General features: G+C 38.2%; 23 protein-coding genes. 3 read left to right on the forward strand and 20 right to left on the reverse strand.

The genetic code is table 11. The features are described 5' to 3' along the window. Positions 1-8: 8 nt before the first annotated feature. Genes flgE through flgB form a run of 4 tightly spaced genes read right to left on the reverse strand, consistent with a single transcriptional unit; the run spans position 9 to position 2931 of the window. The gene (gene flgE / locus F1325_RS11780) at positions 9-1235 is read right to left on the reverse strand and encodes a flagellar hook protein FlgE (protein ID WP_109373798.1); all 1227 of its coding nucleotides are present in this window, start codon (positions 1233-1235) and stop codon (positions 9-11) included. Positions 1236-1262: 27 nt separating this feature from the next. Next, a complete protein-coding gene (locus tag F1325_RS11785) occupies positions 1263-2093 on the reverse strand; it encodes a flagellar hook assembly protein FlgD (protein WP_109373799.1) in 831 nt (276 codons plus the stop codon). A gap of 12 nt (positions 2094-2105) precedes the next feature. Then, positions 2106-2510 (reverse strand): flagellar basal body rod protein FlgC, encoded by a 405-nt coding sequence (flgC, locus tag F1325_RS11790; RefSeq protein WP_006533173.1) that lies wholly within the window; start codon positions 2508-2510, stop codon positions 2106-2108. 10 nt (positions 2511-2520) lie between these two features. Further along, on the reverse strand, positions 2521-2931 hold the full coding sequence (gene flgB, locus F1325_RS11795) for a flagellar basal body rod protein FlgB (RefSeq protein WP_072068529.1): 411 nt from the start codon (positions 2929-2931) through the stop codon (positions 2521-2523). Between the two features lie 209 nt (positions 2932-3140). On the opposite strand from flgB, the gene flgA reads away from it, so the two are divergent. The 3 genes from flgA to F1325_RS11810 all read left to right on the forward strand — a co-directional run bounded on the left by flgA (position 3141) and on the right by F1325_RS11810 (position 5005). Further along, a complete protein-coding gene (gene flgA, locus F1325_RS11800) occupies positions 3141-3797 on the forward strand; it encodes a flagellar basal body P-ring formation chaperone FlgA (protein WP_109373800.1) in 657 nt (218 codons plus the stop codon). Positions 3798-4251: 454 nt separating this feature from the next. Continuing rightward, positions 4252-4551 carry a flagellar biosynthesis anti-sigma factor FlgM gene (gene flgM / locus F1325_RS11805; RefSeq protein WP_023581812.1) on the forward strand — a complete coding sequence of 100 codons (300 nt, stop codon included), beginning with the start codon at positions 4252-4254 and terminating at the stop codon, positions 4549-4551. Positions 4552-4564: 13 nt separating this feature from the next. Further along, positions 4565-5005 (forward strand): flagella synthesis protein FlgN, encoded by a 441-nt coding sequence (locus F1325_RS11810; RefSeq protein ID WP_109373857.1) that lies wholly within the window; start codon positions 4565-4567, stop codon positions 5003-5005. A 322-nt stretch (positions 5006-5327) separates the two neighbouring features. Here the strand turns inward: F1325_RS11810 and flhA are convergent, their stop codons facing one another. The 16 genes from flhA to dsrB all read right to left on the reverse strand — a co-directional run bounded on the left by flhA (position 5328) and on the right by dsrB (position 26595). Continuing rightward, positions 5328-7418 carry a flagellar biosynthesis protein FlhA gene (flhA, locus tag F1325_RS11815; RefSeq protein ID WP_160230500.1) on the reverse strand — a complete coding sequence of 697 codons (2091 nt, stop codon included), beginning with the start codon at positions 7416-7418 and terminating at the stop codon, positions 5328-5330. Beyond that, on the reverse strand, positions 7411-8559 hold the full coding sequence (gene flhB / locus F1325_RS11820) for a flagellar biosynthesis protein FlhB (protein ID WP_109373803.1): 1149 nt from the start codon (positions 8557-8559) through the stop codon (positions 7411-7413). Before flhB ends, flhA begins: the two co-directional genes overlap by 8 nt. A gap of 422 nt (positions 8560-8981) precedes the next feature. After that, entirely contained in the window at positions 8982-9638 is a 657-nt protein-coding gene (gene cheZ / locus F1325_RS11825) for a protein phosphatase CheZ (protein WP_109373804.1), read from the reverse strand. A 9-nt stretch (positions 9639-9647) separates the two neighbouring features. Beyond that, a complete protein-coding gene (gene cheY, locus F1325_RS11830) occupies positions 9648-10037 on the reverse strand; it encodes a chemotaxis response regulator CheY (RefSeq protein ID WP_023581807.1) in 390 nt (129 codons plus the stop codon). A 59-nt stretch (positions 10038-10096) separates the two neighbouring features. Then, positions 10097-11149: a protein-glutamate methylesterase/protein-glutamine glutaminase gene (locus tag F1325_RS11835; RefSeq protein ID WP_109373805.1), complete on the reverse strand. Its 1053-nt coding sequence runs from the start codon at positions 11147-11149 to the stop codon at positions 10097-10099. After that, positions 11142-11960 (reverse strand): protein-glutamate O-methyltransferase CheR, encoded by an 819-nt coding sequence (gene cheR / locus F1325_RS11840; protein WP_232797660.1) that lies wholly within the window; start codon positions 11958-11960, stop codon positions 11142-11144. Before cheR ends, F1325_RS11835 begins: the two co-directional genes overlap by 8 nt. A gap of 78 nt (positions 11961-12038) precedes the next feature. Beyond that, entirely contained in the window at positions 12039-13685 is a 1647-nt protein-coding gene (locus F1325_RS11845; protein ID WP_109373807.1) for a methyl-accepting chemotaxis protein, read from the reverse strand. A gap of 59 nt (positions 13686-13744) precedes the next feature. Beyond that, the gene (locus F1325_RS11850; RefSeq protein ID WP_160230501.1) at positions 13745-15451 is read right to left on the reverse strand and encodes a methyl-accepting chemotaxis protein; all 1707 of its coding nucleotides are present in this window, start codon (positions 15449-15451) and stop codon (positions 13745-13747) included. Positions 15452-15834: 383 nt separating this feature from the next. Then, positions 15835-16335, reverse strand: a complete 501-nt coding sequence (gene cheW, locus F1325_RS11855; RefSeq protein ID WP_109373809.1) for a chemotaxis protein CheW — start codon at positions 16333-16335, stop codon at positions 15835-15837. Positions 16336-16356: 21 nt separating this feature from the next. Continuing rightward, positions 16357-18531 carry a chemotaxis protein CheA gene (gene cheA, locus F1325_RS11860; protein WP_160230502.1) on the reverse strand — a complete coding sequence of 725 codons (2175 nt, stop codon included), beginning with the start codon at positions 18529-18531 and terminating at the stop codon, positions 16357-16359. Between the two features lie 35 nt (positions 18532-18566). Then, positions 18567-19613 (reverse strand): flagellar motor protein MotB, encoded by a 1047-nt coding sequence (motB, locus tag F1325_RS11865; RefSeq protein WP_109373811.1) that lies wholly within the window; start codon positions 19611-19613, stop codon positions 18567-18569. Between the two features lie 2 nt (positions 19614-19615). Beyond that, positions 19616-20509, reverse strand: a complete 894-nt coding sequence (gene motA, locus F1325_RS11870; RefSeq protein WP_036912690.1) for a flagellar motor stator protein MotA — start codon at positions 20507-20509, stop codon at positions 19616-19618. A gap of 134 nt (positions 20510-20643) precedes the next feature. After that, positions 20644-21225, reverse strand: coding sequence for a flagellar transcriptional regulator FlhC (gene flhC, locus F1325_RS11875; RefSeq protein ID WP_006533207.1), 582 nt, complete (start codon positions 21223-21225; stop codon positions 20644-20646). Positions 21226-21227: 2 nt separating this feature from the next. Continuing rightward, positions 21228-21578: a flagellar transcriptional regulator FlhD gene (gene flhD, locus F1325_RS11880; protein ID WP_072063484.1), complete on the reverse strand. Its 351-nt coding sequence runs from the start codon at positions 21576-21578 to the stop codon at positions 21228-21230. 3720 nt (positions 21579-25298) lie between these two features. After that, on the reverse strand, positions 25299-25997 hold the full coding sequence (locus F1325_RS11885) for an MgtC family protein (RefSeq protein ID WP_109373812.1): 699 nt from the start codon (positions 25995-25997) through the stop codon (positions 25299-25301). Between the two features lie 403 nt (positions 25998-26400). Beyond that, positions 26401-26595, reverse strand: coding sequence for a protein DsrB (dsrB, locus tag F1325_RS11890; RefSeq protein WP_099075784.1), 195 nt, complete (start codon positions 26593-26595; stop codon positions 26401-26403). Positions 26596-26695 lie beyond the last annotated feature (100 nt).

The following is a 26695-nucleotide window of genomic DNA, read 5'->3' on the forward strand; positions in this document are numbered from 1 at the left end:
CTGCGTTATTAGCGCAAGCTAACCAGAGTCTGCAGGATCTGATCCTGAGTCTTGATGGTTTGTGCGTTTGATTGATAGTTACGTTGAGCAACGATCATGTTGACTAACTCTTGGCTCATATCCACGTTAGACGCTTCTAATGCGTTATTGGTTAATTTGCCGAATACACCAGAGCCCGCTACACCGACGATTGGTGAACCTGAACCGTTAGTTTCAGACCACATATTGTCGCCTTGTGAGCTTAAACCGCCTGGGTTTGCAAAGTTAGCTAGTGCGATTTGACCAACAACTTGGCTTTGTTGGTTTGAGTAAGTCGCCATAATGGAGCCATCAACTTCAATACGGAAGTTAGTGAATTCACCCGCTTGGTAACCATTTTGCGCTAATTTAGAGACACTTGATTCTGATACTTTTTGCTGAGTACTACCGGTGAAATCAAGTTCAATTTTGCCTACAGCAGAACCATTCAAAGAGGCGATATTCATATCGGTCTTTGTATAACTATCTAGCACACCCGCGTTGGTATATTTTAAAGTACCTAAATCTTGAGCAGGTGTTGGCGCACCACCAGCAGCCTTAGTCGATGTATCTTGACCATAAACTTTCCATTCATTGTCATTTGTCTTTACAAAGAATAAGTTCAGATTATGTTCATTACCTAAGCTATCGTAGGTTGTCACGTTAGTACTAAAGTTATAAGTATCACTATCTTTAGGATCGAACGTCGTTTTAGCAGGTTTTTCTTCACCTGAGTTCAGGTTAACCGCCATATTGATTTTATCGGTTGCACTGGCATTCATCATATCGGTAGGAATAACGATAGGTGTTGGTGTTGCCCCTTTTTGAACAACATTTTTACCATCAACAACTTGTACTGGATAACCTGTTACACGCATACCTTGCATATTAGTCAGGAAACCATTTTTATCTTTACCGAATTCACCATTACGTGAATAGAAAACACCACCGTTTTGATCTTCAATACGGAAAAAACCACCGCCAGAAATCGCTACGTCTGTTGGGCGGTTAGTGGTTGTGATACTACCGTCTTTAAAGTTTTGGCTAATGCCTGCCACTTTAACACCCAGACCTGCACCAGAGCCGGCGAAAACGTCAGCAAAAGAGACAGTCGCACCTTTGAAGCCATAGGTTGCGGAGTTAGAAATATTATTACCGATAGAATCTAAGTTAGCGGCTGCTGCGTTTAAACCACTTACTGCTTGTGAAAAGGACATGCGCCCTCCAAGTTGAATATGTGTTAGTTAAAGAACCTGACGAATTTCATCCAATGAAACGGTATTACCTAAGCCAACATCAAGGCGGGCACCACCATCCACCATGGACACACTATTCACCAGCGCATAATTCAGTGTCTTAACAGGGACCTGAGCATCATTAAGCGTGGCGTTAACGGTAAATTTATAACTGCCAGTTGGAACAGGATTGTCATCTTCATCAGTACAATCCCAAGAGAAGTTATAAACATCCGGTAGCATCTTTTTGTCCATTTGGATTGTACGAACGGTAGCACCACTGGCATTAGTGATGTTTATCGTAAGAGAATCGGTTGGACTGAGTAATTCAAAACCAAAAGGTGTTGAAAATAGGTGTTCATCGCTAGGCGCAGTTGGGTCAGTATCACCTGATTTATATATTCCCATTTGCTGGCGCGTTTTTTCATTTTGAGTATCAGGTGTTGGAATTGTGTCATCCCCATCACCGGGCTTTTCAGTTTCACCTTTACCGTCGGTTGGCTGAAAGACAACAATTTTATTCCCAGAGACCATAACACCACGGCCAACGAGAGAAGAAGCGCGCAACGCCTGACTTTGATCAATCTGTCCAACAATGTTATTCACTGTTTTATTCAGTGTTTCAATGCCTTCAACGGTTGAAATTTGAGCCAACTGGGAAGTTAACTCATTATTTTGCATTGGGTTTGTTGGATCTTGATTTTTCATCTGTGTGATGAGAAGTGTCAGGAAATTCCCTTTAATATCCTCACTACCACTTTTTTTCGTATGGTATGAAGAAGGTGTATCCCCGATAATGGTATTATCATAAGGTTCATTCATTGAGGAGGAAATACCCACAATTTATTCTCCCTATTGACCTATCATCAGTGTTTTTTGCATCAGCGATTTTGCCGTGTTCATCACTTCGACGTTAGCTTGGTAGCTTCTAGAAGCAGAAATGGTATTAATCATTTCACCCACAACATCAACATTCGGCATACGTACATACCCTTTTTCATCGGCAAAAGGATGTCCCGGCTGATATTCCATGCGAAATGGAGCAGGATCATCCACCACTTCAGTGACACGAACACCACCAACTTCTTGACCAGCAGGTGCGTTTACCTGAAAAACAACCTGCTTTGCACGATAAGGTTCACCATCTGGGCCCGCAACACTGTCGGCATTTGCCATATTGCTAGCGCTTACGTTTAAACGTTGAGATTGCGCTGAAAGTGCTGAACCTGAAATATCAAAAATACTAAATAAAGACATGCTCTTTACCCTACTGTTGCAATACAGACATCATGCTTTTAACTTGTGAATTAATAAATGTCACATCAGCCTGATACTTAAGGCTATTGTCAGCAAAATTACTACGTTCCATGTCCATATCCACGGTATTACCATCCATCGCAGTTTGATGAGGCACGCGATAAAGTAAGTCCGCTTCTAAGCGATAACCGGGTTTGATCGGGATATGGCGCTCTGATGTCATCGCCAATTGCATGCCATGACTACCAGTACGTCCGTTTTCAATGGTTTTCTTCAATTCAGAAGCAAAATCAATATCACGAGCCTGAAAGCCTGGGGTATCTGCGTTTGCGATATTCGCAGCGAGAATTTCTTGGCGTTTATTGCGTATTGAGAGCGCTTCTTGTTGAAAATGAAACGTATTTTCTAATTTATCGAGCATCTTCTATCCTTGGTGGCTAAGCCACTTACCTCAGCTGATAAAACAATTTCAGTTGACAGAATAAACGCTCAAAAAAAAGATGATTGGAGGAATAGGCGTAAATTGGATTGCTATTTATGCGTTTAAGGCATGCAAAGTCGATGTACACTGTTATTGCTAAATAATGACAAACGCACAATTAGCATCAACTCTGTAAGGTGATACAAATTATGTTAGTTAGAACTCTTATCGGTCTGTTTTCTTTTTTCTTTATGGTGAATGTGAGTATCGCGAAATCACTGCCTGAAGAACTACAAGATTTCTTTGTCGCACTTCACCAACCAGGCGATAAAGTGACTGTGACAGTTTTAACGCCCGAAGATAAATGGCCAATCTGTCAAACACAAGAGATCCAACGTCATGCGGGCTCTCGTAATTGGGGACGTCTTTCAATCCCAATTCAGTGCGATAAACAACGTCGTTTTATTCAAATTGATGTTAGCGTTAATGGTGAATACTTAATCGCGAAAAAAGACATCAATCGTGATGATATTATTGAAAATTCTGCTATTAGTATGGCAACGGGCGAATTAGAAAAATTACCTTATGATGTATTACGTGATCCCGCATTAATTAAAAATGCGATCGCAATGCGACAAATATCCGCAGGAAAACCTTTAACCTCCACAATGGTTCGTCGCCCTTGGGCTATTTTGGCAGGACAAACCGTCACCGTATTTGCACAAGGCCCTCACTTTCAGATCCGTTATGAAGGTAAAGCCGTAAACAACGCGGTTGCCAACGAAACCATTCGAGTGAGAGTTAAATCAGGTCAAATTGTCACTGGCGAAGCACTTGAAAACGGCTCTGTACGCATCCCTCTTTAATGGATTAAAAAGCTGATAAGCAGAATAAGCCTATATTAAATTGCTTGTTACCCGTTTCAGTTATGGCAAGCCAAGGTAAACTCTCTTGCGCTACATTTTTCACTCTAAATAATTAAAGCTGTAGTTAGACAATAATTTAAAACATCGCATATAGATACTCTAAATAATTCAAGTTGTAGCTAGGCGACAAATGAACGAATCGCTAGGAGCATACATAAGTATGTGACTAGTGTGAGTGAATGCGGTCAACAACGCTACGGCTTGAAGTATGACGAGTAGTGTGACTAGTGCGAGTGAGTGTAGCCAACAACGCTACAGCTTAAAGTATCGACTAAGATTAAAGTTTTTGATTTCACAGCCGATATAAAGAAACAAGATGATAGGCGAAAACACATAGGTTGTTTTACAATGGCTTCATCTGACTATTAATTGATGCCTAACAAAGGATTTTCCTATGAGTATTGAACGCGCGAATCCACTGCTTCCGATTAACGCAATTGCACAACGCAACCCGAGTGAAATCACTCAGGGCTCTCGTAAATCGGGAACAACTGAACAAAAAACTGCAACAGGCGACACTTCTGTAAAACTTAGTGAAGCGCAGAAGAAACTTGTTCAACCTGGAAATAAAGACATTAACGTTGAGAAAGTTGCTCGCTTGAAAGAAGCAATTGCCAACGGAACATTAACCATGGACAGTGGTAAAATTGCGGATGCTCTTTTCCGTGAAGCTGCTGAAAGCATAACTCAATAATATTTTAATGATTATGATGGAAGAACTCCGCCAGACTTTAGATCTTCAATTATCACAGCTTAATACCATTGCAGGTATTTTACGTGCTGAACAACAGTTATTATGCGCAGGTAATATTGATATCAATGCCCTGCACGAAGTGACTGAACAGAAGAATTTTGTCTTGTCTGCTTTAGGTCATACAGACCAACAGCGTCATACGCTAAGCCAACAAGCTGGTGTAGAAAAACCTTATACAGGGTTGCCGTTCTTATCTGATTTATGGACACAGATAATAGACATCACGGCGGAGTTAAGATATCTAAATCAACATAACGGATTACTACTCGATCAACACATCTCTCGTAATAGTGATGCTATCCGTTTTTTGCAGAAGAACCACAGCCCAACCCTTTATGGTTCTGATGGGCAAGCACAGCGTTCAACACTGGCTGGGCGTAAAATTCAGGTTTAGGTTTTTTCGATAATTATCAGAATTCACACGAAACGCTATCAATATTGATAGCGTTTTGCTTTGCCAATAAAACACCACTCACTTTAAGCTGCCAGCAGATCACACTAGCACTGTTATCTATTATCCTTTCGTGGCACATCATTTTTTTCGCTAAGCTATCTATTTATTGATGCACCGACTTCTCTCCCTTTACTGTGAAGAAAAAGCTAACACCATGTTCTAACCCTTTGCACTCTTCAGTTTTATCAACCATTACAAACACAAAAAAGACCACTTAATAAAGTGGTCTTAAATTTAGATAATGACATATTAGGGAGAATGATTAATGAGGTTGTCCACCAATCATTGATGTCATACGAATACGACGACCTTCACTGACTTCCATATTCGACAATACAGCTAATTGTGGCAGGCTACGGCGTAAGAAACGTGACAATAATGAACGTAACGCATGATTGACTAATAATACAGGAGCTCCACCAGACATCTCTTGGTGACGTACCGCATCCGCTGCTTGTTGTTCAATATTTTCAGCTAATCCTGGCTCTAAACCGCCGCCACTTTGCATTGCTTGAACAAGGATACGCTCTAAGCTTGCATCTAACCCAATGACTTGGATTTCATCTTGATCGCCAAACCAGTGTTGTGTAATCGCACGGCGAAGTGCAACACGAACAACCGCCGTTAATTCAGCCGGATCTTTCTGTTCTGGTGCATGCTCTGCTAAGGCTTCTAATATGGTTCTCATATCACGAATAGGCACTTGTTCAGACAGCAGGTTTTGCAATACTTTGTGCAATACAGTGAGTGAAAGCATATCTGGGATCATATTTTCTGTCATTTTAGGGAGCTCTTTACTCACCCTATCAAACAGCATTTGTGCTTCTTGACGACCAAATAATTCCGATGCATATTTCGTTAATACATGGTTAAAGTGCGTTGCAATAACAGTACTTGCAGCAACAACGGTATAGCCCTGAACCTGAGCTTGCTCTCTTAAGCTGTCATCAATCCAAACAGCAGGTAAACCAAATGCAGGCTCTTGAGTAATATCGCCCTCTAAAGAGCCAACGGCATTACCCGGATTGATTGCTAACCAACGACCTGGATGCGCTTCACCGTGACCAATTTCAACCCCTTTCATTAGAATGCGATAAGAAGAAGGCCTTAATTCCATATTGTCTCGGATATGAACAACAGGAGGAAGATATCCCGTTTCCTGAGCAAACTTTTTACGAATACCACTAATTCGGCCTAACAGCTCACCATTTTGGCGACTATCTACCATTGGAATTAAGCGATACCCTACTTCCATCGCTAATGGATCTTCAAGTTGTACATCTTCCCATGAAGCTTCAACAACACGATTTTGTTTTTCAACTTCTTCCATCTCTTTTTGTTGTTGCACTTCAGGATTAGCGTTACGACGTAAGATATACCAACCTAATCCACCTAATGCTGCGGTGAAGAAAAGGAAAACAAAGTTAGGCATTCCTGGCACTAAACCTAACAGACCTAGCACACCCGCGGTTAACATTAGAACGCGAGGATTGTCAAACAGTTGGGTAACCATCTGTTGCCCAACATCTTCATCTGTGGCAACACGAGTAACGATAACACCCGCTGCTGTTGAGATAATCAATGCAGGAATTTGAGCAACCAGACCATCACCAATGGTTAAAAGAGTATAAGTCGTTGCCGCATCGTTTAATGCCATCCCGTGTTGAGCGACACCGACAATAAGACCACCCACCACGTTAATCACAAGGATCATTAAGCCTGCGATGGCATCACCACGAACGAACTTACTCGCACCATCCATTGAACCGTAAAAGTCGGATTCCAATGAAACTTCTTTACGGCGTTTTTTTGCTTCGTCTTCGTTGATAATGCCTGCATTCAGGTCAGCATCGATTGCCATCTGTTTACCCGGCATTCCATCTAGCACAAAACGCGCACCTACTTCAGCAATACGTCCCGCACCCTTAGTGATAACCATAAAGTTAATCAAAACAAGGATGATAAAGACTACAATACCGATAGCAAAGTTACCGCCAACAAGGAAATGGCCAAAGGCCTCAACAACGCGTCCCGCAGCATCTGGCCCTGTATGCCCTTCCATTAAGATGATACGTGTTGAAGCTACGTTTAGTGATAAACGTAACAACGTAGTAAACAGCAAAATAGTAGGGAAAGCAGCAAAGTCCAAAGTACGTCGAGTGAACATTGCGACCAACAGCACCATGATGGAAAGTGCGATGTTAAAGGTAAATAATAAATCCAATAGAAAAGGTGGCAATGGCAATACCATCATTGACAGTATCAACAAGATAAGCACTGGCCCTGCCAGTATCTGCCACTGAGAACTTTTCCAATTTCCCGGCAAGCGGAGTAATGAGGCCAAATTAGCCATGACGATTATCTTCTCCAGCAAAGTCCAGTGCGGGAGGCACTGGCAAGTTCATAGGTTGTTTAGGTTTTAAACCACCTTCGGTTTTCCATCGTTTCAGTTGATAAACCCATGCAAGCACCTCGGCAACCGCAGCATAAAGGGTTGAAGGTATTGCATGACCTATTTCACTGTGACGATATAACGCCCTAGCAAGCGGTGGCGCTTCTAGAAGCGGAATTCGATTTTCTGCACCAATCTCTTTGATTTTTAACGCAATAGCCCCTGCACCTTTTGCTAAAACTTTAGGTGCCGTCATTTTGTCGTTATATTGCAGTGCAACAGCATAGTGTGTTGGGTTCGTAACAATAACGTCTGCTTTCGGTACATCCGCCATCATTCGGCGACGAGACATCGCATGTTGTTGCTGACGGATACGCGCTTTAAGTTGAGGATCACCCTCTTGTTGCTTAAATTCATCTTTAATTTCTTGGCGCGTCATACGTAGCTTTTTCAAATGGCTACGAATTTGGAAAATAATGTCAAAAGCCACCATCGGGATCAGCATAAAAACCGTGATATAAACGGCAAAAATCAGCAGTTGCATCGCATTGGCTAGCGCACTAAGCGGTGGCAGTGTGATCAGATGGAGAATATCGTTCCAGTTGTGCCATAAAAAAACGGTTGCGGCGATCCCCACAAAAGTTGATTTCAGTATCGCTTTAAATAACTCAGCCAACGCATTCATTGAAAACATACGTTTTAACCCAGAAATAGGGTTCCATTTTTTTGGATCAAACTTAATGGATTTACTGCTAAAGTTAATCCCGCCTAATAAGGCAGAGCCACCAATTGCCACAAGCACTAATCCCAAAAACACGGGAGATAGCGCAAAAACAGCTTGTTTAATCAAGCTACCAAATCGAGGGATCAACAAATTCTCATTACCAATAAGGTGATGATTAAACGTAAATCCTTCTGTTAACATGGCATGTAGCCCACGAGTGATAAATCCACCACTCATCCACAGCAAACTCACGCCCCCCAAGATCATTAATACGGACGATAGCTCTTTAGAACGGACAATTTGTCCATCCTTTTTGGCTTTTTCCCGTTTATGGGGTGTGGGTTCCTCTGTTTTTTCGAGATCGCTATCTTCAGCCACAGTCTGTCCGATTTAGATATTGAGATTAAAAGCATGAATGAAATGACTCTAAGCATGACAAATTCAGAGGAAATTGATGGGCTGAACAATCGCAAATTTACGGGGCTTTTTGGGCTATGACGGCATGCACTGGAAAAACAACCCAATGATAAAAATGGAGATATAAGCAATATTGACGCTGATAATAAGGAAATCAGCAAAATTCATAGTAAAATTGAGTAATTTTACTTTTGATTATTATATCGACAACATCAAAAGCCGCTTAGAAAAAGCGGCTTACATTTTCTTCAATAGCGTGGGCTATTAAAGCATTATTACGTACTTTTTTATCCATAAAATACATCATCCTAAAAGAGCTGAGCATAGAGCGAATGCGTCCTGCATATCTCAACGTCCTTATCGCCCTAAAACTCATTAGAAGGTTAGAAACCTAAACTTTCCAGTAAATCATCAACTTGATCTTGATTTTTGATCACACCAGCGTTGTTTTTGTTAACCTGTGGACCATTTAATAAAGAGTCAGTCTCTTTCTTCACATTAGACTTTTCAAGTTGCTCTGGTGGCAGGTTTTCCATTAAGACCATCACAAGTTGTTTTTCAATTTCTTGAACGACACTCATCATGCGCTTAATTACCTGGCCGGTCAGATCTTGGAAATCCTGTGCCATCATAATTTCCAATAACTGACTGTTAGTAAAAGCCGTACTCTCAGGGATATCCCGCAAATAATTGCGGGTATCGGTTACAAGAGAGCGTACATCTTTCAGCTCTTCTGGCTGTTCAAACCATTGGTCCCAACGTTCAGTAAGCTTAGTCGCATCGGTACTTAACGCATCCTGTTTAGGCTGCGCAGCTTCGACACAGTTCAATGTACGCTCAGCTGCCTGAGCGGTCATTTGAGCAACATAGTCCAGTCGTTCCCTAGCGTCAGGGATGGCTTCTGCTGCTTCGGCTATTGCTTTATCCAATCCTAATTCTCGCAAACTGTCGCGTAACATCCGCGTCAATTGTCCGATCCGGCTGATAATATCAGATGTCATTTCAATATTATCTTTCGGCATAATTGGATTCCCACTCATTGCGACTCCTTAGATGCCCAGTTTTTCAAAAATTTTATTTAGTTTTTCTTCAAGAATTGCTGCTGTAAAAGGTTTAACAACATATCCACTTGCACCAGCTTGCGCTGCTGCAATGATATTTTCTTTTTTAGCTTCAGCGGTCACCATCAATACTGGTGTTGCTGCAAGTCCCGCGTCACTACGAATATTTTTAAGAAGCTCTAGACCATCCATGTTTGGCATGTTCCAGTCTGTAATCACAAAATCAATTGCCGAATTGCGTAATTTAGCTAACGCGTCAGCACCATCTTCTGCTTCTTCTACATTCGTAAATCCTAATTCCTTTAGCAAATTACGAACTATGCGGCGCATTGTTGAAAAATCATCAACCACTAAAAATTTCAGATCCTTACTTGCCATTGAAAACTCCTTCAAAATATATCGGCAAATTACTGTGTTGCTTTTTAAACTGAACTTAATCAGATACGCAATGATTGCGTGCTACTGATTTTCATCAGTACGGCTTTACTCATTGCGCTTATGCTTTTCACTTCGTCTACTGCGCCTAATTCAACCGCAGCACGAGGCATACCAAAGACGACACAACTCGCTTCATCTTGTGCAAAGGTATAACTACCAGCGCGACGCATCTCTAATAAACCAGCAGCACCATCACTTCCCATTCCGGTTAAAATCACACCGATGGCATTACGTCCCGCATATTTTGCGACAGACCTAAATAGCACATCGACAGAAGGACGATGACGATTGACCGCAGGCTCTTTATTAATGTGGATCTGGTAGTTAGCACCATTACGACGAAGCTCCATGTGATAATCACCTGGCGCAATATAAGCATGCCCAGGCAATACACGTTCGCCGTCTTCTGCTTCTTTTACACTAATTTGGCATAAACGATTTAATCGTTCTGCAAATGAGTGTGTAAACCCTGCGGGCATATGTTGCGTAATTAATATCGCAGGGCTGGTAATAGGTAATGGTTCTAGAAAATTACGAATAGCCTCTGTGCCACCAGTTGATGCACCTACAGCAATCAACTTTTCACTCGAAATCATCGGTGTAAATGACAATGATTTAGAAGGCGGTGCTTGTACTTCTCGGCGATTAATTCGTGCCTGTGCAGCAGCACGAATTTTCTCGGCAATCAGTTCACTATAAGCCATCATACCTTCACGCAAACCAAGCTGTGGTTTAGTCACAAAATCAACTGCGCCCAGTTCTAACGCTTTTAACGTCACTTCTGAGCCTTTTGCTGTTAATGATGAGACCATAACGACAGGCATTGGTCTTAATCGCATCAGTTTTTCCAAGAAATCAATACCATCCATACGTGGCATTTCAACGTCTAACGTTAATACCTGTGGGTTGTACTTTTTTATTAAGTCACGAGCCACTATAGGATCTGGTGCACAATCAACAACTTCCATATCGCTATGACTGTTGATGATTTCTCGCATGATTTGACGCATTAGCGCCGAATCATCAACACAGAGTACCGTTATTTTATTCATAACCTCTCCTTGCTGGTGTCAGCCCGTAAACGGTATGCCCATGCAAGTAGAAATCCTTGCTAAGCTGGCTTACATTTTCAGAATGTCCAACAAACAGCATTCCGTCTGGCTTAAGTAATGAGGTAAAGCGGTTAAGTAAGGTTTGTTGTGTCGCTTTGTCAAAATAGATCATGACATTACGACAAAAAATCGCATCAAAACTGCCTTCTAAATCCCATTGCTTATCGAGTAAATTCAAATACTGAAAAGAGACCATCTCGCTAATTTGCTGTCTAATTTTCACGTATCCTTCAAAATCGCCGACACCTTTGAGAAAATATTTTTTCAAATATTCATTATTTAATGTTTTAAGCTCTTCCTGTCGGTAAACACCTTTTCGTGCTTTATCCAACACATTAGTATCGATATCGCTGGCAATAATTTTGGTTTTATAAGGGTTATTTCCAAAAACATCGCGTAAAGTCATCGCAATTGAATAAGGTTCTTCTCCAGTAGATGCAGCTGCACACCATACTCGGTAGACGCCTCCTGCTCTTTTTCTGGCATGTTTTGCCAAAATAGGAAAATGATGCGCTTCCCTGAAAAATGCGGTGAGATTGGTTGTTAATGCATTTACAAACTCTTGCCATTCAGGGTTGCGTACATCACTTTTAAGAAACGCAAGATAGTCACCAAAGTTATTCATCCGTAATTCACGTAACCTCCTAGTGAGACGGTTATAAACCATCTCCCTTTTGTTGTTAGTCAGCACAATACCTGCCTTTTGATAAATCAATTGGCATATAGATTGGAACTGATCATCGGACAACATAAACCGTTGGGTAAAAATATCCAACGGTTGAGCAGCGATATCTGATAAGACTTCAGTAACATTACGTTTCATTGTTTTTTAATGGGTCTTTTTAAAAAATGATTTTTTATCTGCTTTTTTCAACCCATTACCTTCTAGGGATGAAGAATTATTATCCTCATCCGTGTCAGGCAACTCGAATGCCGATACAGCATTAACAAGGTTATTAGCCTGATCTTCTAATGCTGCGGCAGCAGATGCTGATTGCTCCACCAAAGCAGCGTTTTGCTGTGTCACCTGATCCATCTGACTGACTGCATCAGCGACTTGGTGAATACCTCGGCTTTGTTCATCAGAAGCTGAGGCGATTTCTGCCATTAACTCAGTGACTTTATTTACTGATGTGACGAGTTCCTCCATTGTCTGCCCTGCATTATTAACGAGTTGAGAACCTTGAGAGACACGTAAAACAGATTCATCAATCAACAATTTAATTTCTTTTGCAGCATCAGCACTACGTTGAGCAAGGTTACGAACTTCTCCAGCAACGACAGAGAATCCACGTCCTTGTTCACCCGCGCGAGCAGCTTCAACCGCCGCGTTAAGTGCTAATATATTGGTTTGGAACGCAATACCATCAATCACACTGATAATAGCCCCTATCTTTTGAGAACTTTGTGTAATCGCATCCATGGTTTCAACAACACTATGCGTGATTTGACCACCACGTATGGCTGTTTCAGAAGCAGATTCTGCGAGCTTACTCGCTTGCAGAGCGTTATCAGCATTTTGTTTTACCGTTGCTGTTAACTCTTCCATGCTTGCCGCAGTTTCTTCTAACGAAGCAGCTTGTTGTTCAGTTCTTGAGGATAAATCCGTATTTCCTTTGGAAATTTCTTGAATACCAGAATACATAGCATGGCTGTTATCACGAACGGTACGAATAGAACGCGCGAGCTCACCACGCATATCTCGTAGTCGTCTAAACACATCCCCTATTTCATCATCGGTGAAGACAAGAATTTCACGATTTAATTTACCGGTAGCAACATCATTAAAATAATGACTTAAACTTGCGAAAGGCTTAATGATATTAAAACTTAGCCAGCGATGAGCGGCGAGTGATACAACAATAACCATCGCTATTGCACCGATAAACATCAAGATAGCGATAGTATAAGAGCGATGTCCTTGCTCTATAGATTCAGTAATTTCGCTCTGAACATAATTCATATAGGTATTAAATGAATTTTCCATCGCTGTTTGATAACGTTCCGTTGGTTGATCTAAAAAACCTTGGAAGTTATTGTTTTTTAACATGCTATGTAATTCAGTTAATGCACCATATAAAACGTGATAATCGTTTTTTACAGCTTCAACGATTTCTTTTTCTTCTGTTGGGATTGCCTCTTTATTTATCTCAGCAAGGAAATTTTGAAAATGAGTATTCGCCGTTTCCAAACGTGAAAGTGCAATTGATTCAATAGATTGAATATAATCCGTTGACTGTTCAGTTTTCACTGCAATAGCTACACGATTAATCGCATTACGTGTTTGTATTAAAGATGCCCAACTTAATCCTAATTCATCTCGCTTAGATGTATCTATATCTACTTTGGTGAGTTGTTCGTTATTCAAATGAACGATCCCTAGCGAAATACCACTAGAAATCACCTGCATAACGCAAAACATCATCAGTAATAAATAGAGACTGGTGGATATCTTTAATTTGCGAAACCTAAACATGCCTTCACCTCGTTTAAAGCGGTGGTTAAAAGCCACCGCTTGTCAGCCACTTGTTGTTGTTAGAAAGTTTCCCAGTTAGCGGGATCTTCAACACTGCTGCTCTTTTTCTTTTCTGAGGTTCCTGGTTTTATAAGTGGAGCAGCGGCTTTAACTACAGGGGTTGCATCCGATTCCTTTCTTTCTAGCGTTTTTTCTTCCTGACCCGGTAATTTGAAGATTGAAACTAAGCGGGTTAATGCAACTGCTTGATCTTCAAGACCAGCAGCAGCGGCTGCAGATTGTTCTACTAAAGAGGCGTTTTGCTGAGTGACACGATCCATTTCAGAAACCGCAAGGCCAACTTGTGAAATACCTCGGCTTTGCTCATCTGATGCAGAAGCGATTTCGCCCATGATGTCAGTAACACGCGTTACTGAATCCACGATACGCGTCATCGTCTCACCCGCACTTTCAACGAGTACAGAACCCGTTTCAGTACGATTTACAGAATCTTCAATCAGTGTTTTTATTTCTTTAGCAGCTTCTGCACTTCTCTGTGCAAGGTTACGAACTTCACCGGCAACTACCGCAAATCCGCGACCATGCTCACCAGCTCTTGCTGCTTCAACAGCCGCATTCAGTGCCAAAATATTGGTCTGGAATGCAATGCCATCGATAACAGCTGTGATATCGGTGATTTTCTGAGAACTTCCGGCTATGTCGTGCATCGTTTGCACCACATTAGCAACAACTTTTCCGCCTTGGCGGGCAATATCTGAGGCGTCATTAGCAAGGTTACTTGCTTGGCGAGCATTGTCCGCGTTCTGTTTCACGGTCGCCGTTAACTGTTCCATACTTGCAGCAGTTTCTTCTAACGAAGCCACTTGCTCTTCTGTACGAGCAGATAAGTCATTATTTCCAGCAGCAATTTCACTTGTACTGTTATAAATGTTTTCCGTACTTTGATAGACACCACGAACAGTTTGAATAAGCTCTTGTTGCATATGTTTTAAACCATTTGCTAACAAGCTCATTTCATTGCGACCATTCACTTCGATATTTGGACGTAAATCACCTTCAGAGAAGGTTTTAATACTTAATAGAAGTGAATTTAATGGTCTAATTAAGGCATTACGTAATGCAAACCAGCATAGAATTAATGCAGAGATAACGATAATAGCTAACACAACCATAGTAATGACAGTACGTTGATGAGAGGCTTCTAGTGCCACATTTAACTCTTCGTTAAATTTCTCATTGCGCATGACATATGCAAGATATTCTTTATAAAAAGCGTCTTGATAACCCGTAGTTGGTTGCTCAAAAAAGTCTTTTAAGTTTCTATCTTGAAGTAAAATTTCTAGTTGGTTTAATGCAGAGAAATATTCGATAAAACGTCCTTTTAAACTACGAACATCATCTTCTGAGTGAACTTGATAAGCGGTAATATTCTTTTCAAATTCTTTAAATTTCTCGTCTGCACGAGACATATTTTTACGAGCAAGCCCCGTCAAATAGTCAACAGACAGAGAATCATCTACATTAAGATTTTTATCTTGTAATAAAAAACTAATCGCTGCACGATTAATATTATTACGCGCTTGTAGTAAGTTAGCCCAGCTTTCATCTAGACGCTCACGTTGATCCTGTATTGTTAGTGTTTTATTCAGGTCATTCCTTGTCTCAACGATATTTGAGTAAAAAACACCCCCTGAGACAAATTGCAAAACACCAAACAACAGAAGAATGGATAATAATCCAGTCACTATTTTCATTCGGCTAAACATAGTTTCCCTTTTTATAATAAATGGTAATGAGCAAGTTATCGGCAGACTTAAGAGAAACTTTATAGGTCTCATTTCGTCTTAGTCATGTTTTTGCCCCATTAAAAAGCGGTGGTAATACTGTTTTTAATTAAAATTATAAGTATAAAAAACTTTAAAGTTATTTCCGTCAGTAGAAAAATATTATAGCTAGGTGATAGCTACTTATAAGTTAATAAATAATAAAATAGAACTTAACTAAAATTATTAGTTCTTTTTTATCTTTTAATTTTACTTAAAGTTAATTTGATGCTTTAGCACTCGCTAATAAAATAAAAAAGATAGAAATAGCTATTCCGGCAAAATTACCGGAACAGTATTTAGATTATTTTTTAAAAAATAAAAACTTATTTAGCTTGAATTGTTGCGCTATCGACTAATTCCATTTCTTCACTGTTGAGTAATTTTTCAATATCCACAAGAATAAGCATTCTTTCATCTAAAGTACCTAAACCTGTTAAATACTCAGTAGACATTGTGACCGCAAACTCTGGCGCGGGGCAGATCTGCTCTGGTTTTAGCGTAAGAACATCAGAAACGCCATCAACAACAATTCCTACAATTCGATTTAATAAGTTAACCACAATAACAACAGTATTGTCATTATAAGTTATACTTTCTTGTGAAAATTTAATACGCAGATCAACTATCGGAACAATAACGCCCCGTAAATTAGTTACGCCTTTAATAAAGCTAGGTGAATTAGCAATACGTGTAACTTGGTCATATCCGCGAATTTCTTGAACCTTTAAAATATCAATTCCATATTCTTCATCGCCCAGCGTAAAAATTAGAAATCCTTGTCCAACAGTTTCACCGGATAATTTCTCGAAATGTTCCGAAGCCATAATCTTATTTTATCCTCACTATTAAATGACTGCGCTTGCAGTTGTATTCTTTTTCTTATTCGTCATTTGTGTATGACTTAAACGTTGCAATTCTGGTACATCAAGAATTAAAGCCACACTACCGTCGCCCATAATTGTTGCAGCAGATATACCAGGAACTTTTCGGTAATTGCTTTCTATATTTTTAACAACAACTTGATGCTGGCCAACTAATTGATCTACCAATAAAGCATAACGACGTCCGGCACTCTGAACAATAACCGCAATTGCTTGGGTAATATCAGTTTGAGCGCCTTCAATATTAAAAGTACGATGCAGTTCAATCAGTGGTAAATATTCCCCTCTGACCTGCAATAATTTCTCATCGCCAGCCAATGGATAAATATCGTCTTCTTCCGGTTGTAAAGAACTGACTACCGTTCCTAATGGTAAAATAAAGACTTCGTCATGAACTTTAACGGACATACCATCTAAAATTGCTAATGTCAGTGGAAGTAAAATACGAATGCGCGTTCCTTTACCCACTTCAAAACTGATTTGAATTTGACCACCCATCTCTTGGATATTTCGTTTTACAACATCCATACCCACACCACGACCAGAAACATCTGTTACTACTTCTGCGGTAGAGAAACCTGGTGCAAAAATCAGCATAGAAACTTCTTCGTTGCTCATATTTTCAGAAACTGCAAGCCCAGAGGAAATCGCTTTTTTCAAAATACGTTCGCGGTTTAATCCAGCACCATCATCAGTCACTTCAATACAAATATTACCGCCTTGATGTTCCGCAGACAGGGTTAATTGCCCCGCTTCCGGTTTCCCTGCCGCAACACGATCGGCTGGCATTTCAATACCGTGATCAAGACTGTTACGTACTAAGTGAGTTAAAGGATCGATAATTTTTTCAATTAAGCTTTTATCAAGTTCTGTTGAGCTACCAATCATATTTAGCTCAACTTTCTTATTCATTTTACCTGCAACATCACGCACAACTCGAGGGAAGCGACTGAAAACATATTCCATCGGCATCATACGAATTGACATAACAGATTCTTGTAAATCACGAGAATTACGCTGTAACTGAGCAATACAACTTAGTAAATCACTATATATTGCTGGCTCAAGACTACCACTGTGCTGTGCCAACATTGACTGAGTGATAACCAGTTCACCCACTAAGTTAATTAATTGGTCAACTTTTTCAACGGCAACACGAATACTGCTTGATTCTGTTTTCGGTGCAGCAGCTGCAACAGGTCTTTTCGCTGGTGCTGCTGGTGCTCTAGCAGGTTCTGCCGATGGCGTCACTTCTTCAGCAACGGTTTTTTGTACAGGCGCTGGTTGCTCAACTTGGATTTCAACATGAGCATCATCAACAGATGTTGTACTTTCTTCTGTAACTGTGTTTTTTTCTGGTGCTTTTTCTGCAGCAGCCACTTTTTTAAACGAGATTTGTTCAGGTTCAATCACAAAACAAAGTACAGCGCTGATATCTTCTTCTGTTGCAGTGGTTTTCAATATTGCTTCAAGACCATGATGCTGTTTTTCAACTTGGCTAACTTCACCAAGATGTTTTAATTCATCAAGCATTAAATCAATATCTGTCTCTTTAAGATCAGACAAAATAATATGATGATAATAATGTCCATCAGCCGCCATCGTCGATGCGACTTCGACCATAGTTTCTACGGCTTCACTTTGCACATTTTCAACGTCAGATGACAAAACAGGAGTTTCAGTCATTGTGGCCTGTGAGTCTGAAGCTTCAGATCCAGCAACAGCCTCAACGTGAGGAGCGGATTGTTCTTCTTTTACATCGAGAGCCAGCTGACGCAACTTCTCACAAATATAGTTAAATGTTTCCTCATCAGGTTCTTGTGAGTTTTTATGTGCATCCAATTGCTGTTGCATAATATCTTTCGCTTCCAGAAACAGGTTAATAATGTCGTCGGTGAGCGCCATCTCATGACGTCTTGCACTATCGAGCAAGTTTTCAAGCACATGAGTGGTCTGTTGAAGTTTAACGAAGCCAAATGTTGCAGCTCCTCCTTTTATGGAGTGTGCACTACGGAAAATCGCATTCATCTGTTCTTGATCTGGATTTGCAGGATCAAGTAACAGTAAATGCTGTTCCATATCAGCTAACAACTCATCTGCTTCATCAAAAAATGTTTGATAAAACTCAGTAATATCCATCGTTACTCATTCACCTTTACGCGATTACTAACAAATTAGGGTGCAGTTCCCTGCTTTGTAGTAATATTTGTCGATTGTGATGGCAAACTTTCCCCAGAAACTCCTGTTTCAACATTTTCCTTTTTTGATTCGGGAAGCTCAGATGCAGAAGACACAGACGAACCCGTCTGTGTGTTTCCTGCTTTTTCTTGTGGGGTTTCTTGCCCTGAAAGTAGAGGTTCAATTTCTGAAGTCTCTGTTACTGTCGGTGCAACCCGCTCATTTTCTTGTACAATTTTTTGTTCTGCTTGCTTCGTTAAGACCAAAATACTGATCCGTCGGTTAGCAGGTGCAAAACCATCCTCTTTGACTAAATGAACAGTTGAGGCCATGCCAACAACACGTAGCACTTTCCATTCACTCAATCCTGCACCAATTAACTCTCGACGAGAGGCATTCGCACGATCTGTCGATAGCTCCCAGTTACTATATTTAAAAGCGCCACTTGCATAAGGAATATCATCGGTATGACCCGATAAACTGATTTTGTATGGCGTGTCATTTAAAATAGGTGCTATTGCCGTCAAAATATCCTTCATATAAGGTTCAACGGTGGCACTACCAACTCTAAACATTGGTCGGCTTTCTTTATCTATAATCTGAATTCGTAACCCTTCATCCATCATGTCTATTAATAAATGAGGTTTCAGATCTTTTAACCGAGGATCATTTAAAATGACTTGCTCTAAACTGTCTTTCAAACGACGAAATTGTTGCTTTTCATTGAGCTGTTTATCTTCCTGGCCTTTTGGCAAAATATCACCTTCGTTATAGACAGGATCACGCCCTCCTCCAGGAATAGGATTGGTTGCATCCCCACTAAATCGCCCTTTTTCAATAGCGACTTTTAATGGCGTGCGGAAATATTCGGCTACACGAGTTAATTCTTGTGGGCTAGAGATTGAAAGTAACCACATTACCAGAAAGAAAGCCATCATTGCGGTCATAAAGTCAGCATAAGCTATCTTCCATGCACCACCATGAGCATTGTGTTGCTTTCTCCCTCGCTTTTTAACTCGAATGATCTGTGAATTACTCTTCATAATTACTCTTCTTTCATTGCATCAGGATTTGCCTGCATAGGTGTCCGTACCTGACGTACATGTTCTTCCAATTCAATAAAAGAAGGTCTGTCTGCCAGAAAGAGGGTTTTACGTCCAAATTCAACCGCTATCTGTGGCGCATATCCATTCATGCTAGATAACAATGTTGTTTTGATGCACTCCATCATTTTCATTTGCTGACTAGAGCGCTGTCTGAGTCTAGAAGCTAATGGTGAAATAAAGCCATAAGCTAATAAAATACCTAAGAAAGTACCAACCATTGCATGTCCAATTAATACGCCCATTTCACCCGCAGGTCTATCCGCAGCACCTAACGCATTAACAACACCCATAACCGCAGCAACGATACCAAACGCAGGTAGTGAATCACCCATCGCTGATAAACCTGTTGCAGGGACTTCGCTCTCTTCCTCAAAAGTTGCAATCTCTTCATCCATCAGAGATTCAATTTCATAAGGGTTCATATTTCCTGTCACCATCAGACGCATATAATCAGTAATAAAACTGAGCATATAAGCATCTTTCATAATGCGAGGATATTGAGAAAAAATATCACTTTGTTGTGGGTTTTCGATATCTCTCTCTAATGCCAACATCCCGTTTTGACGAGCTTTTGACAATAAACGAAACATGAGTGCCATTAAATCCATGTACATCGCTTTATTGTAATTTGTACTACGAAGTAATTTAGGTAGGATCTTCATTGTTGATACAATTGCTCTACCATTATTACCTACAATAAAAGCACCGATACCGGCACCAAAGATGATTATAAATTCGGCTGGCTGGTACAATGCGCCTAAACTACCACCGACGAGAAGATATCCCCCGATGACGGCGCTCATAACCACGATATATCCTAAGAGTACTAACACGCGATATCCCTTTAGCTAATTTCGTTATAGAGAGAATGGCGAACATAGCAGCAAGAGATAGGAGGGGAAGAGGAAACGGCTCAGGTTATAGATAACTAAGCTCTATAACCTGATATTTAACTTTCAATCTCGAATCACATTGCAAACTGTTCAAGACCATCCAACAGTTGTAAGTTAATATCGGCAGGATTGGCGGAAAGTTTACGTTTTTTTATTGCGCGAGAAGGTGGCTGGCAAAGACTACAAACATAATTGCTAGCTGGTTGGTGTGCGTGTGTAATAAATGAACCATTACATTTGGTACAAACAGAAAGTTGCAACATGCCACTTTCAACAAAACGTACTAATGTCCATGCTCTTGTTAGTGCTAAAATAGGTTCTTGATCTTTAACAGGCGGACATTGTTCTAAGTATAAACGATAAGCTTTAACAACAGCCTCAACACCAACACAACCGCCATTTTTTAATAAAAAGCGATAAGCGTTATAAAACATTGAGGAATGGATATTTTGTTCCCATGTCATAAACCAATCCGTTGAAAATGGCAGCATTCCTTTTGGAGGGGGGCTCCCTCTTAATTCTTTGTATAATTTAATTAAACGCCCCCGACTTAATTGAGTTTCACTTTCAAGCATTTGCAAGCGGGCACCCAAGGTGATTAATTCCATTGCTAAGCGAATATCTTTCGCTTCTCGGACGATACTTTTCTCACTCATTGTTATGCCCGCTTCTTTGTCGCAGTAGTATCTTGTTCCGATAACTGACGAAACAAGTTAGAAGAAAGAAGAATACCAGTATGAATTTGTTGTAAATCATCCACTCTAGATTCTTTAGTGAGTTGTTCTATTGTTTCGCTGTCTTCAAACCGGAAATTACAGATTAGTTGGTTTGTTTCAGCCAACTTAACCAATTGAGGCAATGTAAGCTCTGCCAGTGCATCCGCCATCGCATCACTAATCCCAAGCCGAAACATTGCGGAAGCCTTTTCTTGGTTAATTAACCTTTGCGCTAAAAGCAAATACGATAAATTTATGTCATAAATATGCTTAAGCAATTCAACCGTACTCATCTCTTTACATCCCGTCCGATTATATTGAACAAAGAGGATCTCTCTAATGAGAAATCCCGAGGAAATTAATATAAATGTAATATTAAATTTCCAGGCCCCATTTTATGAACATGACACGTAGTAACACTACCTTGTATTACTTAGTTACGGTCATTTTCAAAAGTAGCGAAAAAAACATTTAAATTAAAAGTAAACTTTAAATGCTCGCCAATATAGCTCGTTAAGAATAATCCTAACGCGACAACTTTACTCCTTAACGATTAAGTTATTCAACGGATAAAGTAGTCTAATTTAAATACTATGTGAGTCACATCACAAAAAGATAATCATTATTATGGAATTAGTTCATTAACTATTCAAGTGATAAAAGTAATAAAACTTGGTGTAAATTAATAAGCTAATCTACCCAAATTAAAATATTAATGATAATTTTTTATTTTATACGATCTATTAAACTTATAAACCTAAAAATACAGCATAAAAATTTGACAAATCCGCAATTGTAGATTTTTTTGATCACAGTAACATATATTGATATATCTCCTCCTCATCTTTATCTAAACAAGCCCCCCAAATTTAATAAGTATTTCTATAGATATTATTTTTTTCATCATTTACGTAAACCTTCAGAAATGATCACTTTTTATTTACAATTTGTTTAAAAAACAACCCATTCTAATTATTTATAGTTATCCTAAATTTTTTTATTATTTTACAAATTAAATTATCCTTTAAAATCAATGTGATAATTTGATGTATTTATTAAGCAGAACGATAAGTCATATAAAATTAAATTCTTAGTTATGCATCTTCCCCCTTAAATCATTGAATATTTATTTCCACATTATTAAAGTTTCAACCGTAATAATAAAATTTAATTAATGATTATTAGGCACTATTTAACACTTAAATTACAGAACTCTTAATAAGAGTTTTATTGGCTGTAAATTAGTCACAGAGAAATAATATCCACATATAAGTAAGTTTTATTTATGAATTGCGGTGTATTTTTTGAACAATTTAAATTTAAAATTGCCACAAGTTTAATATAAAAACAAAAGAATACTTTTTATTTAATTAAATAAAAAAAACCGTAATTTAATTATCAATTAATTATGGAATATAAAAATAATACAACATTTAACTTAAGTTAAATTTAAAAAAACAAGCATTTTTTTATAAAATAAAGTCATAATTTATTAATATAAAAAATCAAATTAAAACTCTCTTATTTTTCACTGAATATAGATATATATTAATAAAATAATCTACAATTAATTAAAAATATAATAACCAATAAAAAAATAAGAGAAAAAAAGCAGGCTTATAAATCATGTCTTATATAACCACACTTTTTTTTATAAAAAAAGACACTTTTTGAAATATAAATTTCAATTTCATAAAAAAAAGATCCCAAGATCTCCAATACAAAGTAATTAATTCATAAAATAATAAGGCAAAATATAAATTCTGTTTTTTCCTGTTATCAGCATTATCTCCGCACAATAAACGGCTGTAATGGCAAATATGGCAACCTAAAGTTAACACTTGTACACATCAACTTTTTCAATGTAAAGGCAGGAAAACAAATATGATCAAAATAACATCTTATTGATTACTCTATTAGCATTAGTGTGAACTAAAGAATATCAAATGTTACCTTTTAGCCCAAAACAGCCCCTAGCAGTAATTGGTTTTACTCTTACCAATGATGAGCATTGTTTCACTTTCCCTCTTATCATGCGGTTAGCCTCTTTTTTTCAACCTAGCTAGCACAAGTATCAAGACATTACAGAGCCAAAAGTGCTGACTTAGTAACAACACCATTACTTAACAAAAGTTGATGTTGATGGGCTTAGAGAGTATAAAGATTCAAATATCGGTATATCTTTACTTAAAGCGCTAAAATATATCTCTAAATATTCCTCTATTCTAACCACTAATTTGACTCATCTTATTAGCCTTTTTATGAGTAATTTTACGTTTAAAAAGACTTTTCCTCTCTATCAAAACCTAATAAAAATATTGATGTATCTAAATAATCAAGACTTATATCTCATTTATTAGATTAGTCTTAAAAACCAATAACAGAGCTTAGTATTCTATATCTCAAATGTGTTCTAAATTTTTGGAAAATGAAGGTTTTGAAAAATATTGTAACCGTATTTTTCAAAAGTAATAATTGAGATTATTCATGGTGTGAATGCAAACACTTTGTGTATTGCTTTCAGTTCTGTTGAAATGAGTTACATCGTTTTTTAGTAAGCAAACATGAAATGATTGTTCACCCTTTTATACCAGCAATTTTTTAAATTAGTGTTCCTCTTATAGTTTTTTTATCATTTTTGGTAAATCGAAAAAGATCGGAGCCACAATTATCCTTTATATATATTTTCACAGCAAATACTAATGACGCATCTATTTCATACTAAGATAATTCTCCTTCTGTAATAAGTAAGATTTACGTCCTTGACAAATTTATAAACAATATAATTTTGAAATTATTATTTTATTGAATGGAAAGAGTGGTGTGGTTTTTCTACTCTTATTATAAGATTACTTATTGGTATCAATTTTTCTACATGACCTTTACAAAAAATCCTACAATTTTTCAAAAGATTTTCATTCATAATTGATTAGTGATTACAAACAACATACCACAGCAATTCATCAGCTTTACTGTAGCGGTCTAAACTCACCGTTTTCCTGAATTCTTCCTCATTTTTTGAAAGTCTAATTTGATTAAATTAAAAATATTACTCAAAAAATCACACTTAAATTAAATATAATAGAAAATATTGATAAAATTTTCGCCAAATACATTGAAATAATTTGAGAGTATAATTTAGGTATTAAAAAAAAATCCAATATAATCAATGAAAAACACCGCTTTTTCCCCAAAATTCTATACTGCGCTAAGCCCCTTAATAACGATTTTTTGTCCTACAATACTCCTAAGTACCTCATTTAATAAGCAAACTATGGGTAGCAATCGCTTACTTGATTTTAGTTTTTCCTGTTTATTAAAAACAAAATAAACAGAGATAAATCAAATCAGTCTAAAAAGAGCGATTAATAAAGATGAGAAATAACGTCAAATACATCCAAACTCTGTTCAACATTTTTCATTCATAACTCATTATATACGGGTTAACCACAATACAAATAATTGTATATTAATCAATTTAGGTAAAAATGTTTGTTTTTATTAAAACGAAAATGAATATATCCCACCCTATTGCGTATTTTAATTAGTTTTTTTGAGCACATTTTTCTATTTTTTATTCCATAAAGTAATAGTTACAAAAAATAATAATTACATGAACAAAATACTTTATTTCTATATATCAGTAATAATACGTAGTCCATGATTAAGATCTCATTATTCTCATCAGAGAAGCGAGTTTTAGAATTAAGTATTATGTTGATGCTCTTAATAATTTGAGACTTAGATAGGCAAAAATGAATGGTTTACTAAGAACAGACAAAACATGTGGCTGGTGCGAATAAACATTATCGGCTACACAACAGCTTGAAATATGACAGATCTATTACTTACAAATTACAAAGTTATATTCTTTATAACTTTTATCAATATTCATATTCCTTTTTGAAATAATTTTGTAATTTGATATCTATCTAGTCTCTATACGACAAAAAAGCGCCCTATATTCAATATAGGGCACCTCGATTAGAAAGACATTATCTTAAAAAGATCCGTCAAGCAGGATGCTCTGCCGCTATCTTCCAATTAATTGCACTGACACTCTTTTCTAAACTTACTCTGCAAACAATCGCTTCTATCTCTTTTTGCTCGGCAGGTGTTGCTAGCAATTCAGCACACACTTCTAGCTGACTAGGCATCAATGTATCAGCACTGCTTAAAGACTGTAATCGAACATGTAATCCATTTATTGCTTGTAAAATGAGTGTTCTAACTAAAACTTCATCTTCTTCATGACAAATAATTCGTATTGAGTAGCGTTGTTCTATATCTATTGCTTGATGTTGTGGCTGAGCGTTTATCCGCTGAGCTGCTTCTCGTAGTAAGATATTCGCACAAAGAATAAGAAGTGTTGCTATAGTTGCCAATTGATATAAACCTAGACCACATAACACGCCAATTCCTGCTGAACACCAAAGCGTTGCGGCAGTATTAAGTCCACGTATATTCATTCCTTCACGCATGATCACACCAGCACCAAGAAATCCAATACCTGAAACAACTTGAGCTGCGATCCGACCGGGACTATCTGGCGAAGTTTCTATTGAACTTAAAATAAAAACAGCGGCACCGGTTGCAACTAAAGCATTTGTTCTTAAACCGGCCATTCTTTGTCGCCATTGACGTTCAGCACCAATCAAAGCACCAAGACACATTGCAATCATGAGATTTAAAATATAAGGCGTCATCGTCATGTTTATTTCCTCTACATGATGATTAAAATCGATATGAAAATTTTGCTCTGATAGTTCAGAGTGTTGAAATTAATTCATCGCCTTAGGTGGAGGAAATAAAGAGAAAAAAATGTAGCACATGAAGTTACCCTTCTTATGTTAGCGGCATAAGGGAAATTATTTGGGTAAGTGCATAATAGGAATATATAAGAAAGGAATATTACAATGCACTGCCCACCAAAATGGTAAGCAGTTTTAGTGAAGAAAACAGCTTACCTATTATTTTGAATAAAATTATTCTCAGTTAATGGGGTTATCATTAACCTACAACTTTCTGTCTCCACTATGTTTTCTCCTAACTAAAATTTGGCAAAAGTATAAGTAGCTGATTTGAAAATGTAAATGAACCGTACCTAAACGTCAGTCACTTTTGCTGTATTGGTCTAACAAATGTTCCTTCACCGCCCTCTTTTTCATTAAAAAACCAAATTCCTTTTGGATATTCAGGGAGTGATACTAAATACATTATGCCTTCATTAAATTCTTCAATAAGTAGGATAGTTCCTTCACGATCGTCAATACCATCAGTTTTCACAACAACGTTATCATTAACCTGCATTTTCTCTCCTGATAAATATTATCATTCTCTTTTTCTTTATTTTACCCATAAAGAAAAAGCCTGCCACCATAAGGTGACAGGCTTGAAGAAAATTTTTAAA

Source organism: Proteus columbae (assembly GCF_009914335.1).
GTDB lineage: Bacteria > Pseudomonadota > Gammaproteobacteria > Enterobacterales > Enterobacteriaceae > Proteus.

Excerpts from the sequence above, each read along its gene's own strand:
- flgE (WP_109373798.1), bottom strand. The coding sequence starts at position 1,235 with ATGTCCTTTTCACAAGCAGTAAGTGGTTTAAACGCAGCAGCCGCTAAC.
- flgC (WP_006533173.1), bottom strand. The coding sequence starts at position 2,510 with ATGTCTTTATTTAGTATTTTTGATATTTCAGGTTCAGCACTTTCAGCG.
- flgB (WP_072068529.1), bottom strand. The coding sequence starts at position 2,931 with ATGCTCGATAAATTAGAAAATACGTTTCATTTTCAACAAGAAGCGCTC.
- flgA (WP_109373800.1), top strand. The coding sequence starts at position 3,141 with ATGTTAGTTAGAACTCTTATCGGTCTGTTTTCTTTTTTCTTTATGGTG.
- flgM (WP_023581812.1), top strand. The coding sequence starts at position 4,252 with ATGAGTATTGAACGCGCGAATCCACTGCTTCCGATTAACGCAATTGCA.
- F1325_RS11810 (WP_109373857.1), top strand. The coding sequence starts at position 4,565 with ATGATGGAAGAACTCCGCCAGACTTTAGATCTTCAATTATCACAGCTT.
- flhA (WP_160230500.1), bottom strand. The coding sequence starts at position 7,418 with ATGGCTAATTTGGCCTCATTACTCCGCTTGCCGGGAAATTGGAAAAGT.
- cheZ (WP_109373804.1), bottom strand. The coding sequence starts at position 9,638 with ATGAGTGGGAATCCAATTATGCCGAAAGATAATATTGAAATGACATCT.
- cheY (WP_023581807.1), bottom strand. The coding sequence starts at position 10,037 with ATGGCAAGTAAGGATCTGAAATTTTTAGTGGTTGATGATTTTTCAACA.
- F1325_RS11835 (WP_109373805.1), bottom strand. The coding sequence starts at position 11,149 with ATGAATAAAATAACGGTACTCTGTGTTGATGATTCGGCGCTAATGCGT.
- cheR (WP_232797660.1), bottom strand. The coding sequence starts at position 11,960 with ATGTTGTCCGATGATCAGTTCCAATCTATATGCCAATTGATTTATCAA.
- F1325_RS11845 (WP_109373807.1), bottom strand. The coding sequence starts at position 13,685 with ATGTTTAGGTTTCGCAAATTAAAGATATCCACCAGTCTCTATTTATTA.
- F1325_RS11850 (WP_160230501.1), bottom strand. The coding sequence starts at position 15,451 with ATGTTTAGCCGAATGAAAATAGTGACTGGATTATTATCCATTCTTCTG.
- cheW (WP_109373809.1), bottom strand. The coding sequence starts at position 16,335 with ATGGCTTCGGAACATTTCGAGAAATTATCCGGTGAAACTGTTGGACAA.
- cheA (WP_160230502.1), bottom strand. The coding sequence starts at position 18,531 with ATGGATATTACTGAGTTTTATCAAACATTTTTTGATGAAGCAGATGAG.
- motB (WP_109373811.1), bottom strand. The coding sequence starts at position 19,613 with ATGAAGAGTAATTCACAGATCATTCGAGTTAAAAAGCGAGGGAGAAAG.
- flhC (WP_006533207.1), bottom strand. The coding sequence starts at position 21,225 with ATGAGTGAGAAAAGTATCGTCCGAGAAGCGAAAGATATTCGCTTAGCA.
- flhD (WP_072063484.1), bottom strand. The coding sequence starts at position 21,578 with ATGAGTACGGTTGAATTGCTTAAGCATATTTATGACATAAATTTATCG.
- F1325_RS11885 (WP_109373812.1), bottom strand. The coding sequence starts at position 25,997 with ATGACGATGACGCCTTATATTTTAAATCTCATGATTGCAATGTGTCTT.
- dsrB (WP_099075784.1), bottom strand. The coding sequence starts at position 26,595 with ATGCAGGTTAATGATAACGTTGTTGTGAAAACTGATGGTATTGACGAT.